General features: G+C 41.1%; 7 protein-coding genes. 6 read left to right on the plus strand and 1 reads right to left on the minus strand.

Annotated elements, in window-relative coordinates; all coding sequences use genetic code 11:
- Positions 1-95 precede the first annotated feature (95 nt).
- The gene (locus tag FNW02_RS16755) at positions 96-875 is read right to left on the minus strand and encodes a DUF3120 domain-containing protein (protein WP_191758650.1); all 780 of its coding nucleotides are present in this window, start codon (positions 873-875) and stop codon (positions 96-98) included.
- Between the two features lie 397 nt (positions 876-1,272).
- On the opposite strand from FNW02_RS16755, the gene FNW02_RS16760 reads away from it, so the two are divergent.
- From FNW02_RS16760 to FNW02_RS16785, 6 genes are all read left to right on the plus strand, one after another.
- Positions 1,273-2,235: an undecaprenyl-diphosphate phosphatase gene (locus FNW02_RS16760; RefSeq protein ID WP_191758736.1), complete on the plus strand. Its 963-nt coding sequence runs from the start codon at positions 1,273-1,275 to the stop codon at positions 2,233-2,235.
- 125 nt (positions 2,236-2,360) lie between these two features.
- Positions 2,361-3,698, plus strand: a complete 1,338-nt coding sequence (locus tag FNW02_RS16765) for a TIGR03279 family radical SAM protein (protein WP_191758737.1) — start codon at positions 2,361-2,363, stop codon at positions 3,696-3,698.
- A gap of 283 nt (positions 3,699-3,981) precedes the next feature.
- Positions 3,982-6,789: a family 10 glycosylhydrolase gene (locus FNW02_RS16770; protein WP_191758651.1), complete on the plus strand. Its 2,808-nt coding sequence runs from the start codon at positions 3,982-3,984 to the stop codon at positions 6,787-6,789.
- 391 nt (positions 6,790-7,180) lie between these two features.
- Positions 7,181-11,152: a PAS domain S-box protein gene (locus FNW02_RS16775; RefSeq protein ID WP_191758652.1), complete on the plus strand. Its 3,972-nt coding sequence runs from the start codon at positions 7,181-7,183 to the stop codon at positions 11,150-11,152.
- The gene (locus FNW02_RS16780; RefSeq protein WP_191758653.1) at positions 11,137-12,348 is read left to right on the plus strand and encodes an EAL domain-containing response regulator; all 1,212 of its coding nucleotides are present in this window, start codon (positions 11,137-11,139) and stop codon (positions 12,346-12,348) included. The genes FNW02_RS16775 and FNW02_RS16780 overlap by 16 nt, the downstream gene beginning before the upstream one ends.
- A 160-nt stretch (positions 12,349-12,508) precedes the next feature.
- The gene (locus FNW02_RS16785) at positions 12,509-13,693 is read left to right on the plus strand and encodes a hybrid sensor histidine kinase/response regulator (protein ID WP_191758654.1); all 1,185 of its coding nucleotides are present in this window, start codon (positions 12,509-12,511) and stop codon (positions 13,691-13,693) included.
- Positions 13,694-13,761: the final 68 nt, after the last annotated feature.

Raw genomic sequence — 13,761 nt, forward strand, 5'->3', positions numbered from 1 at the left:
TACTTGGGATATACTCCCCCATTGATTGCAAGCAATACAATGTGGGCTTTTAACCCAATCTGAATACTGCTTAGGAAGCGATGAGCTTTACTAAGCTAAGCCACTATAGCAGCTAGCAAAAATAGGCTGTCTACCAAAATTGTACTTAAAACTGCGCCACCAAAAGCGTACCAATGTCGCTGCTCGTTGCGTAAAGGTAAAACTCCAACTGTCAGCAACACTAGGGCAAGAATTATCGCCCAGGCTTGTCCCCCAGGGGTCTGTACTTGCGTCAGGGCATTTTGTAAAATTTGTGGTGCGCCATCAGCGTCTACTGTCATGATTTGCCGCCAATAGGGCATCAAATCTACTAAATAGAAATATACATCAGTTAAGACTGTACCGAATAAAGAACCTAAATAAAACCAGTTACCTACTTTGCCCCAATTCCGCAACAGACACCAAACGGCAAATGGTAGGCCTATAGTCTCTACTGGTAAATGCCATAAAGGTTCCCAACGTAACCAGCCCCAGTAAATCGCTCCTGCTAACCAACTCCAGCTAAACCCTAAGAGCAAATCCCCCCAAACATAAGTTGCAGGGCGCGACATTAATCTAAAACTCAACCACACCCAAAATCCTGTTAACGCTAAACTCAGACTTGGTAGCGATCGCACTATTGGCGCTTCTATAAATACTGGTACTGATACCAAAAACACCGCCGCTGCAAACACTAACCACTTTTGGTAAGAAGAAATAAAGACAGGCAAAGAAGGAGATGAGGAAAGCGTAGACTCTAATTCTCTGATGCTTCTGTTACCAGTGTCAGCTAAATCCAAATTGCTATCAATAGAAGGGGTTGAAGCTGTGTAGGAGGACAATGTATTATTAATCAAAGTTTTTAATATTTGTTATTAAACTTTATCTTATTTAATGTATCACATTTCAAAATGCCCTAGGGGGGGATTTTAATTCTACTAGAATCTTGCCCAGGTTGTGTATCACCTGCATTTCGTGAAAGCAGGATGTTGCGGGAGCAGGAGGAGTGGGGAATAACTTTTGACTCTTTCCTGTCTCCTTCAGCCGCAAACCTCTTCTGAAGTACGTATATTTCTCTGTATCGAGTCATACACTCAGAAACTTTTAACGTTCCCACACTATTCTGTAAATTAATGACGCGTTTCTGTGAGAGATGAATGAAAAACCGATGTTTTCTTCAACTCTTTTCCTGGTAAGTTTTCCAGGTAGATGTTTGTGTAATTGGTTGTAATCTCAGCGATCGCAGGTAAACTGATGGCTTTATCAAAACGTCAATGGTTCTTGCTTTTAAGTGCAGGATCAGTAACTTTCTCGATTGCAGCATTTCCGCTTAAAGTTTTCAGCGCCCAGCCTAATCTAGGAGAAAATGGGGTGCAACAAATGAATATTTTGCAGGCTATTATTTTAGGCTTTGTGCAAGGAATGACTGAATTCCTGCCGATTAGTAGCACAGCACATTTAAAAGTTGTGCCCGTGGTTCTTGGTTGGGGTGATCCGGGGGTAGCTTTTACCGCTATCATCCAGCTTGGTAGTATAGCAGCGGTGCTGTGGTATTTCTGGGGGGATTTGACGCGAATTATCAAAGGAACGACAAGAGCGATCGCCCTCAAAGATTACGATGACTATGAATTTCGGCTATCTCTGGGGATTATTTTAGGAACATTACCTATTGTCTTCTTTGGACTTTTGATTAAAAAGTTCATTCCAGACTTTGATAATTCACCTATTAGAAGCTTAGGAGCGATCGCCATTGCCTCTATAGTTATGTCGCTGCTACTGGGGTTAGCAGAACAACTAGGTAAACGTCAACGAGACTTTGAAAATCTGACAATGAAAGATGGGGTATTAATGGGTTTAGCTCAGGCTTTAGCATTAATCCCTGGTGTTTCTCGTTCTGGTTCCACCTTAACAGGAGGGCTATTTATGGGATTACAACGGGAAACAGCTGCGAGATTTTCATTTTTGCTAGGCATTCCCGCGATTACGCTAGCGGGGTTAGTCCAATTAAGAGATGTTTTAGGAGCAGGGTTAAGTAGTGCAGGAATAATCCCCCTCGTTGCCGGAGTGATTTCTGCCACAGTATTCTCGTATATAGCGATCGCCGGATTGCTGCGCTTCCTTAAAACCCAAAGCACTTGGGTGTTTATTTGGTATCGACTAGCATTTGGGGTAGCAATACTGGGGGCAATTGGAGCTGGTTTGTTAAAGAATAGTTAATAGTCCTTTGTTCAAAGCAAATGACAAATAACCAACGCCCAATACTTCTCTACGAGAGGCTGCGCCCTAAGCGTAGCTATGCCGCAGGCTTTACGGCTATGCTCAGTACAAGTACCCAATCCCCCATGTCTACCATTCATCCCGCCCGCATTACCAAAGTATCGCCTGATTCTATAGCCGCAGAGATTGGCTTTGAAGCGGGGGATGCGATCGTTGCGATCAACGGTACACGTCCCCGCGATTTAATTGATTATCAGTTTTTATGTGCTGATGAAGTTTTGGAACTAGAAGTTTTAGATGCTACTGGTAAAACTCATAGCCTGGAAATCGAAAAAGACTACGACGAAGACTTGGGGCTAGAATTTGAAACTGCCCTATTTGATGGCTTAATTCAGTGCAATAACCGCTGTCCATTTTGCTTTATCGACCAACAGCCACCAGGTAAGCGCACCAGCTTGTACCTGAAAGATGACGATTACCGTCTGAGCTTTTTGTATGGCTCTTACCTAACTCTGACCAATTTACCAGAACGAGAATGGCAGCGTATTGAACAAATGCGCTTGTCTCCTTTATATGTTTCTGTTCACGCTACGGAACCCGAAATTAGAATCAGACTGCTGAAAAATCAGCGTGCGGGGCAAATTTTGCAACAAATCAAGTGGTTTCAAGAAAGGCGACTCCAAATTCATGCTCAAGTAGTAGTTTGCCCTGGTATAAATGATGGCGAACACTTGGAACAAACTCTAAGAGATTTAGCGTCTTTTTATACTGGTGAAGTGCCTGCGGTAGCATCGGTGGCAGTTGTGCCAGTGGGTTTAACACGATTTCGTCCCTCAGAAGACGAGCTGACACCCGTAACCAGGGAAAAAGCCAAAGAAGTGATTTCCCAAGTGCGATCGCTTACCCAGCAATTTCGTCAACAGTTCGGTTCCAGCGTTGCTTGGTTAGCCGATGAGTGGTTTTTGATTGCAGGTGAGGAGTTACCAAGTGAGTCTGAATATGAAGAGTATCCGCAAATTGATAACGGTGTTGGTTCCATTCAGTTATTTATCAAGCAATTTGCAGCTGCGGCAGCAGAATTACTCCCGCCAAAAGTTTATCCTCAGAGAAAATTAACTTGGGTGGTGGGCAACGCAGTAGAAACAGCATTTAAACCCATATTGAAACGGTTGAATTCTGTTGATGGTTTAGAGGTAAATATGCGTGCTTTATGTAGTGATTACTGGGGACAAAGTATTACTGTAACTGGGTTATTAACTGGTCATGATTTGCTATTGAATTTACAAGGGCAAGATTTGGGAGAAGGAATTTTGCTACCAAATGTAATGCTGAAACATGGCGATTTGATATTTTTAGATGATATTAGTATTGAAGATTTAGCCCAAAAACTGAATACAAAAATATTACCAGTAGCGGGAGTTGAAGATTTAATCAATACCTGTATTGCTTCTGTAAGCAATTAGCTACTAACAACTGTCAGCTTTTGGCGGTCTGTCAGTTGAGATTAAATTTTTTGTCAAAGCCAATGTTACGAAAATGAAACCATTATCTTGGGAAGTTTGAGCCCTAACTTTCGGTGTAAAAGCTTGAAGAAAGGCTTGTTGTGAGACATCAAAACCTTCCAACACAGTAGTTAGTGGTTATAAATCTCCTTAGCAAGAAGCTTTGTTCTGTATGATTGACCACTGATTAATAACTAATAGCCAATAAAGATGAATTAATAACTAATAAAAATAGGAGTAACTAGTGAAGTACCAGGACATAATTAAAGATATTAAATTAAACCTAAAAAAAACTGGATTTTTTATTTTAAAATTTAATTTTTTATTAGTTAATTGTTTGGGGATTTTGCCAGCAACAGCGGCGATAGAAGAACCTGTATTGAGCATAGTCCATAGCCAAGAAAATGCTAATCAATGGACAGGGATAACTGACCGCTTACAGGCAGTTGGAGTAAAGTATTGTGTAATTCCCCTGGCGAATGTAAAGAGTGTAACGGATTGGGGTGATCGCCGAGTATTGTTTTTGCCAAATGTAGAAACATTAACACCAACACAAGCGATCGCCTTAGAAGAATGGATGAGCAAGGGAGGACGCTTAATTGCCAGTGGCCCTGTAGGTAGTCTGTCCGCACCGGGAGTACGCCAATTATTGCGATCGCTCCTAGGGGGTTATTGGGGATTCAGCCTCAATCAAACAGAACAGATGAAACCCACAAAAACCAAAATACAAGGTTGGGCAACTCAAGCTGAACTGTTTGGTAAAGTGCGCGGCGGCGTTGTGATTCCGAATGATGCCATGACTCAATCTGCCGCTGTTTGGAATTCTCAAGATAATCCTGCCGCAGTAGTGACAACTGAACGTTCCACATTTTTGGGCTGGCGCTGGGGTACAGATGCAACTTCAGCCGCAGATTTAGATAGTGCTTGGTTAAAAGCTGCCGTCAATCGTCATCTGACAGCATTACCAAAGGGTACGAATAAAGTGGAAGGAGGCTCGCAAAGCTGCTCTACGTCGGTGGCGACAGCACCGCAGAGGGAGAGTGGAAGAGAAAATAATTCTTCCTTGCCTGAGTCCCCCCGTCCTCTTGTCTCCAAATCTTTTTCTTCCCCTACTCCTTCACTCTCTCCATCCTCCCGTCCTCTTCCCATCACGCCCCCACGTGCTCAAGAGGCTATTGATGAACTAGAACAAGCAGTGCGTTTAGATATTGCGCCCAACTCTAATACGCCGATTGATCATAATCAAGCGATCGCCCTTCAGCAAGAGCTAGAAAATCTAATTGGTAGAGTAGAAAGTGCTCATCTAGCAGCCTCAACGCATGCCTCTAGCGTCAGCGAAACGAAGTCTGACGAGCAGCCCCGCTCTAGGCGTCTACGCGCTCAGTCTTTAGAAGAACAACAGACACAATTCGCCTCAACCAAACTTGGAGCACCAGTTGCCAGCACAGAGCAAGCCATAACACAAGCAAGGCTAATTGCCAAAAACTTACCCCAGTTGATTGCAGAAAAAAACTACGCTCTGGCTCGTCAGCAGTGGTTGGAAGCTAAAGCGAGTCTGTGGAAACAGTTTCCTGTTGATCGGAGGTTGGCTCAGCCTGAAATCCGTGCTGTATGGTTAGATCGGGGGACAATTGTCCGTGCTGGTAGCGAGAAGGGATTAGCCCAAATTTTTGATCGACTAGCCCAAGCTGGGATTAATACCGTCTTCTTTGAAACTGTTAATGCGAGCTATACGATTTATCCCAGTCAAGTTGCACCACAGCAAAACCCATTAATTCGCGGCTGGGATCCATTAGCAGCCGCGGTGAAATTAGCCCATAAGCGAGACATGGAATTACACGCTTGGGTTTGGACTTTTGCTGCTGGTAATCAACGTCACAATGAGATTATCAATCTCAATCCTAGTTACCCAGGGCCAGTACTTGCTGCTCATCCAGATTGGGCAAACTACGACAATCTTGGCAATATGATTCCTGTTAATCAGACAAAGCCATTCTTTGACCCAGCTAACCCCGAATTGCGACAGTACTTGCTCAAGTTATACGAAGAAATTGTTACGCGTTATGACGTAGATGGTCTACAACTAGACTACATTCGCTATCCTTTCCAAGACCCGTTTGCAGGTCGATATTATGGCTATGGTAAAGCTGCAAGAGCGCAGTTTCAGCAACTTACTGGTGTAGATCCGCTGAATATATCCCCCAGCCAACCGGATTTATGGCAAAAGTGGACGACATTTCGCACCCAGCAAGTTGATAGCTTTGTTGCTCAAGTATCGCAACAGTTACGGCAAAAACGAGCAAATTTGATTTTGTCTGTTGCCGTATTTCCTCTGCCGGAACTAGAACGTATTCAGAAAATTCAACAACACTGGGAACTTTGGGCACGCCAAGGGGATGTAGATTTAATCGTTCCTATGACTTATGCCCTAGATACTTCTCGCTTCCAAAGGCTGGCACAACCCTGGATTGCCTCTACACAATTAGGTTCTACATTGTTATTACCAGGAATTCGTTTACTTTCCTTACCACCAGTCGGAGCCTTAGATCAGCTCCAATTGGTAAGAGACTTGCCAGTAAGTGGTTACGCACTCTTTGCCGCAGAGAATTTTAACAACGAGCTAGACAAACTTTTTAGTAGCACCCAAGGTAGGGTAAAACCTACAACCAGTGAACCTATTCCTCACCGCCAGCCTTTTCAAACCGCTGCTGTCCGTTATACTGCCTTGCAACGGGAATGGAAGTTTGTTTTGCAAAATGATCAACTGCAAATGCCTGCTAAGACGATTTCAGATTTTAATAACCAGGCAGAAATTTTACAAACTGCTTTGAATCAGCTTGCCAGTTCGCCTTCTGCCAGTAATTTACTAGCGGCGAGAGCCTCGCTAACTCGGTTAAAGTCTCAATTTCGGGCATTGATGAGCCGAGAAGTTATAGATAATTCCTATCAAGTCAAAGTCTGGGAAAATCGGCTTGCAACTATAGAAAAGCTATTGCGTTACGGTGAACGGCGTAGGCGTAGCCCGTCGGAGACATCGCAGTTACGTCCCTAGAGTATCGATTTAGTAATCGCAAAAACCCGATTGATTTTCGGTAAAACGACCAATTTTCGTTGACTGTAGAGACGTTGCATTGCAACGTCTCTACGAAATAATCGGTTTTTTTTCGCCTTTATCTTGAATACTAAATCGGTGTTCTAGTGAAGAGGTAGGGGGAGCGGGAGCAATACGGTTCGGATAAGCAAGGGAGGCAGGGAAGGAAAGAGTTGATTGACAATTATTTCTTCCCCCCTGCTTCTGTGCATCAAACGCTTTGTATTTATTAAAACAAGCTTTACCGTGTTTATCCAGAGATAATATTATTTAGTTCGCGTCAAAATATTAGAGGTTACTTAATAAACTACTTGAGATAACTACTTTTTGATAATAGTTATCGTAATCATCTATGCAAGCTTTACCTCAGCTTATCGGGCTACAAAGCTTAGAGTCAATAATTGACTGTTCACCGCTGATGGTTGTGCCAGAAACACCATTATCGGATGCGATCGCACTAATGGCGGCACAGGGCAAGAATGTCTTGGTGGGATCAGCTTCGCAGATATTGGGGTACTTTACAGAGCGGCATCTGGTGCAGCTTTTAGCTTCAGGGATTGACTTGAGAACAGCCAAGATTTCTGAAGTCATGCATACTTCAGTCATGATGCTGAAGATATCAGAATTTTCGGATCTCACATCAGTATTGTTACTGTTGCACCAGCAGTTGATACTGCCAGTTGTAGATGATCAAGGGCAAATTGTCGGAACGATCACTTCTGAAAGTATTTGTCAAGTGCTGGCACAAGAAACCCAGAAAACTAGAGGTGACTTCGAGGAATCCCAAGAACGACTACGTTTGCTAGCTTTTGAGATATTGCAGGAGAGCGCCACTCGACTAATATTAGCTTTGGAAGCGACTCAAACAATTTATTGGGAACGCAATTTGAATAATGATCGGATGTTGTTCTTGAGTATGGTTAGTGAAACTGGAGAAACTCAAGAGATATCTTACAGCGAAGTCCTGGCGCTAGTACATACGGATGATCAAGAAAAGTTTGCTCATGCTCACAAATTAGCGATCGCCAGTCTTAGCTCTTTTGAAGTAGAACATCGAATACTTGTAAAAGGGCGCTCAGAGTACAAATGGTTACTCACACGCGGCATGGTATTGACAGATCCTACAGGCATTGCTCGCATGATTGGAGTTTCTGTGGATATTACTTACCGCGTGCAGGCAGAAGCAGCACTGCATGAGAGCGAAAAACGATTCCGTGCTATCTTCAACGGCACATTCCAGTTTACCGGATTGCTAACACCAGCAGGTATTGTTCTAGAAGCCAACCAAGCGTTACTCGATTTTGGAGGATTACAGCCAGAAGATATAGTTGGGCGTCCATACTGGGAGACGCGATGGTGGACGATTTCCCACGAAACGCAGAATCAACTCAAAGTAGCAATAGCACTTGCGGCTAGAGGGGAATTTGTCCGTTACGAAGTTGATGTACTCGGTATAAACCAAACAGTACGAACCATAGATTTTTCTTTGAAGCCGTTGATAGAAGAAACTGGGAAAGTTGCGCTACTGATTGCTGAAGCACGAGACATTACTGAACTCAAACAGACACAAGCAGCTTTGCAACAGGTGAACCAAGAATTAGAAATGCGAGTGGCTGAGCGAACTATTGTTTTAAAACAAACAAATCGGCAGCTATTGTCTGAGATTGTCGAGCGCCAAATCGTGGAGGAGCAACTGCGGCAATCCCAGCAAATGTTACAACTAATTATGGACACTATTCCTCAGTGTATTTTCTGGAAAGATAGAAATTCTGTCTACTTGGGTTGTAATCGCAACTTTGCGATCGCTGGTGGCTTGAACAGTCCAGAAGAGATCGTAGGAAAGACAGACTATGATTTACCTTGGAAGAAAGAGGAAGCAGACTTCTACCGTGAATGTGACATTAGGGTGATGCAGAGCAATACACCCGAGTATCACATAATTGAACCTTTATTGAGAGCAGACGGCAAACAGACTTGGCTGAATACTAATAAAGTTCCACTTCATAATCTCGAAGGCAATGTGGTAGGTATCTTAGGCACTTTTGAAGATATCACTGATCGCCAGCAAGCAGAAACGGCATTGCGGGAGACTCAACAACAGCTACAAGCGATTTTAGATAATTCTTCAGCTGTGATGTACCTAGTAGATTCTCAAGATAGATTCTTGTTGATCAACCATCAGTTTGAAAAGCTATTGAATATTACTCAAAACCAAATAGCGGGCAAAAGCATCTACGACATTTTTGCCTATGAGATTGCTGATGGTTTTGCAGCTAATAATCACCAGGTCATTGTAAGTGGTATCCCCATAGAAGCTGAAGAAGTTGTTCCCCTCAATGATGGTTTACACACTTATTTATCTGTGAAGTTTCCTTTAAAAGATGCTAATGGGATCTCTTATGCCGTTGGTGGCATCTCTACAGATATTACATACCGTAAATTAGTCGAAGAATCGCTATTACGTTTTCGCAAAGCGATAGAAAGCACAAGCGACGCCATTGGCATGGCTGATATTACAGGTGAAGGTATTTACGTCAATGCCGCATTTATCAAACTGTTTGAGTATACCTTGGAGGAATTGCAAGCTGCCGGAGGAGTAAAAGTTATTTTCAAGCAAAAAATAGAGTGTAAAAAAGTACTTGCTAAAATTCAAAGGGGTGAGTCGTGGCGTGGTGAGGTGATGATGCAAACCCGCTGTGGTAGAAGCTTGCAAATTTATCTTTGTACTGATGCGATTAAAGATCACAGTGGCAAAATAGTGGGAACTGTCAATATTTATACGGATATTACACAGCGCAAGCAAGCAGAGGAAGGTTTACGATTGCGCGATCGCGCGATCGCTGCCAGCAGCAATGGCATTATTATCGCCGATGTCACCATGCCAGCGAGGCCAATCATCTATGTCAATCCAGCTTTTGAGCGGATGAGCGGCTACTCGGCAGCAGAAGTGATTGGACAAAACTTTCTTTTACTCCAAGGTACTGATATTAATCAACCAGGGTTACAAGAACTCAATGCTGCCATGCGAGAAGGAAAAGACTTTACAGTAATTTTACGCAATTACCGTAAAGATGGCAGTCTGTTTTGGAATGAGTTAAATATTTCTCCCGTCTATGACATCGATGGCTATCTCACCCATTACATCGGCATTCAAAATGATATTACTGAGCGTAAGCAGGCAGAAACAGCACTACTTGTCAGCCAACAACGGTTACAATATTTACTTTCCTCCAGCCCAGCTGTGATCTATACCTGTAGGAGTTATGGAGATTTTGGCGGTACTTTCGTTAGCGAAAATGTCACCACGATGATGGGCTATGAAGCACGGGAAATGGTTGAAAATCCTAGCTTTTGGGGTAGTCATCTCCACCCGGAAGATGCAACCCAAGCGTTTGCCAAACTCTCAAACGTTTTGGAGCAAGGGCAGTATACATTAGAATACCGCTTTTTACACCAAGATGGTACTTATCGTTGGGTACACGACCAAGGTAAGGTAGTGCGGGATCAAGCTGGCAAATCTGTGGAAATGGTCGGTTACTGGGCAGACATCACACCTCGCAAGCAATTGGAACATGAACTGAGAGTTGCACTAGAAAAAGAAAAAGAACTCAGCGAACTTAAATCCCGCTTTGTTTCCATGACTTCTCACGAATTCCGCACGCCGTTGAGTACTATCCTTTCTTCTTGCGAGTTACTAGAACACTATCGCCAAAAATGGACACAAGAGAAACAACTCACTCATCTGCATCGGATTCAAAGCGCTGTCAAGCGAATGACTGAAATGTTAAATGATGTGTTGGTTATTGGTAAGGCGGAAGCAGGAAAATTAGAGTTCAGACCAACATCTTTAGATTTAGTAGAATACTGTCGTCAATTAGTAGAAGAAGTACAGCTAAATCTCAGTAATCAGCACATAATTTCTTTTACTAGTCAATATGAATCTGTACCATGCTACATGGATGAAAAATTGCTGGGACATATTCTGAGTAATTTACTCTCGAATGCGATCAAATATTCCCCAATTGGTAGCACTGTTAAGTTTACTCTCACCTGTGAGGATCTGCGAGCTGTATTTGCAATTCAAGATCAGGGAATTGGCATTCCAGAAGAAGACCTCCCGCGACTTTTTGAGTCCTTTCATCGTGCTAGAAATGTCGGTAATATCCTAGGAACTGGATTAGGATTAGCGATTGTAAAAAAGTGTGTAGACATACACCAAGGTGAAATTACTGTCACAAGTAAGCTGGGATTTACTACGAAGTTTATTGTCACTCTACCATTAAAAAACCAAAGTAAAACTGAGGTAATATGCCTAAGATTTTAGTAATTGAAGACGAAGAAGCTGTGCGTGAAAATATTTTGGATTTACTAGAAGCGGAAAGTTTTGAGATTATTGCTGCTGCCAATGGCAGAATTGGTTTACAAATGGCTATTGCTGAAATTCCTGATATAATTTTATGCGACATGATGATGCCAGAAATAGATGGTTTTGGTGTACTAACTACATTACGTCAAGACCCTTTGACTGCAACTATTCCCTTCATTTTTTTGACTGCAAAATCTGCTAAAAGTGACTTTCGTCAAGGAATGAATATGGGTGCAGATGACTATATAACTAAGCCATTTACTCGTGGGGAATTATTAAGTGCAATTATGAATAGATTAGAAAAACATGCTGCTTTGAAAAAGTATTTATCTCCTCCAAATATTATTAATAATTTGTCTCCAAAGATGCAATTATTAGAAATTAGCTTACATCGAGCAATTAAACAACATAATTTCCAAGAGTTTGAAGTTTATTATCAACCAATAGTCGATATTGCTTCTGGTAAGATAATAGCTGCTGAAAGTTTGTTACGTTGGCACAGTCCTGAATTAGGAATGGTTACACCAGGAGAATTTATTCCGTTAGCAGAATCTACAGGTTTAATCGTTCCTATGGGTAAATGGGTCTTGAAAAGAGTATGTGAACAAATTAAAATCTGGCGTGATGCCGGAATTAATTCTTTGAGTATTACTGTAAATTTATCGGTAATTGAATTTAATCAACCAGACTTTATTCAAAAAATAATTTATTTTATAAACGCTAATGATTTGGAACCTCATTATTTAGAATTAGAATTAACTGAAAGTATGATTATGCAAGATATTAATAGTGCGATCGCTACCATGAATAAATTGCAATCATTGGGTGTTAAAATCGCAATTGATGATTTTGGTACTGGCTATTCTTCTTTAATTTATTTGAAAAACTTACCAATTAATACATTAAAAATTGATCGCTATTTTATCCATAATGTTGCCAATGATCCACAAAAATCAGCAATTACAAAAGCATTGATTCAAATGGCTGATAATCTTAATCTACATGTAGTAGCTGAAGGTGTAGAGACAGAAGCAGAACTTGCTTTTTTGCGCCAACATCATTGTAGTGCTATACAAGGTTTTCTATTTAGTCGTCCATTGCCAGCAGCAGAATTTGAAAACTTTTTGTTAACTAACAAATGTTTATCGGTATAAATAAAATTAATTAAAATATTTTTATGCTCATGTATTATGCAGACTTAAAGAGCAAACTAAATGATCAATAATATTAATTTATTTATTAAAGTTTGTTCATATTTTTAACAGTAATTAAAAATAAAAAGACAACTAATTTATTCTTTATTGTTTTAGACAGATGAACAAAATACTAGTAATTGAAGATGATATAAACGTACGTCAAAATATTTTAGATTTGCTTGATGCTGAAGATTTCAAGGTAATTGGCGCAGAAAATGGTCTTCTCGGTTTGCAGTTAGCCCAAGAGGAAATTCCCGATCTGATTCTTTGCGACGTGATGATGCCGGAATTAGATGGTCATGGAGTACTGAAGGCACTACGACAAAATCAGCTAACTGCGATGATACCATTGATTTTTCTGACTGCAAAATCTGACAAAACGGACTTTCGTCAAGGTATGGAATTAGGTGCAGATGATTACATTATTAAGCCATTTAGAAGGGCGGAATTGCTAGCAGCTATTACCTGTAGATTAGAAAAGCAAATAGTAATTAATCAGCAATCTCAAAAGAAACTAAATGATTTACGTAATAGTATTACTTTGTCTCTTCCTCATGAAATGCGAACACCTCTAAATGGCATTTTAGGTTTTTCGCAGCTGCTAATGGAAGAAAGTGATAGTCTTGACTCACAAACAATTCGCGAAATGGCAGAAGATATTTATAAATCAGGTGAACGTTTATTTAAATTAATCCAAAACTTTTTACTATATGCAGAAATTGAAATTATAGCAACCGAGCCCCAGCAAATCAACTTACTGCAAAGTCAGCAAACAGTCTTTCCGACATCGGCGTTAACTAACTTAATGATGGAAAAAGCTAAACATGCAGGGCGGGAAGCAGATTTACAATTAGATTTACATGCATGTCATCTAAAAATATCTCCTACAAAAATTTATAAAATTATTGAAGAATTAATTGATAATGCCTTGAAGTTTTCCCCACAAGGGACACCGATTTTAGTTACTAGTAAGTTTGTTAACAATACTTTTAATCTATGTTTTATTGATTGCGGTAGAGGTATGACAGCAGATCAGATTGTTGAATTGGGAGCTTATCAGCAATTTGAGCGCAAACTTTACGAACAAGAAGGTTCAGGTTTAGGGTTAATTATTGCCAAACGTTTGGTTGAATTGCACGGTGGTACACTAAAAATTCAAAGTCAGCCAAAAGAAAAAACAATTGTGCAGGTAATGCTTCCATGTAGTACACAAGGAGAGTTTATTGGTGAAGACAACTCCTACCGGAGTAAATTATCTATTGGTAATGAGACAAGGGCAAGCAATGATTTGAGTAAGAAGTAATGAAAATCGGACTTTAGACTGGCGATATTTATCGAGTTTCAGGTTTACATTAAGAATATTGTGTATCA

It is taken from the genome of Komarekiella delphini-convector SJRDD-AB1, assembly GCF_014831675.1.
GTDB lineage: Bacteria > Cyanobacteriota > Cyanobacteriia > Cyanobacteriales > Nostocaceae > Komarekiella.

Excerpts from the sequence above, each read along its gene's own strand:
- FNW02_RS16760 (WP_191758736.1), top strand. The coding sequence starts at position 1,273 with ATGGCTTTATCAAAACGTCAATGGTTCTTGCTTTTAAGTGCAGGATCA.
- FNW02_RS16765 (WP_191758737.1), top strand. The coding sequence starts at position 2,361 with ATGTCTACCATTCATCCCGCCCGCATTACCAAAGTATCGCCTGATTCT.
- FNW02_RS16775 (WP_191758652.1), top strand. The coding sequence starts at position 7,181 with ATGCAAGCTTTACCTCAGCTTATCGGGCTACAAAGCTTAGAGTCAATA.
- FNW02_RS16780 (WP_191758653.1), top strand. The coding sequence starts at position 11,137 with ATGCCTAAGATTTTAGTAATTGAAGACGAAGAAGCTGTGCGTGAAAAT.
- FNW02_RS16785 (WP_191758654.1), top strand. The coding sequence starts at position 12,509 with ATGAACAAAATACTAGTAATTGAAGATGATATAAACGTACGTCAAAAT.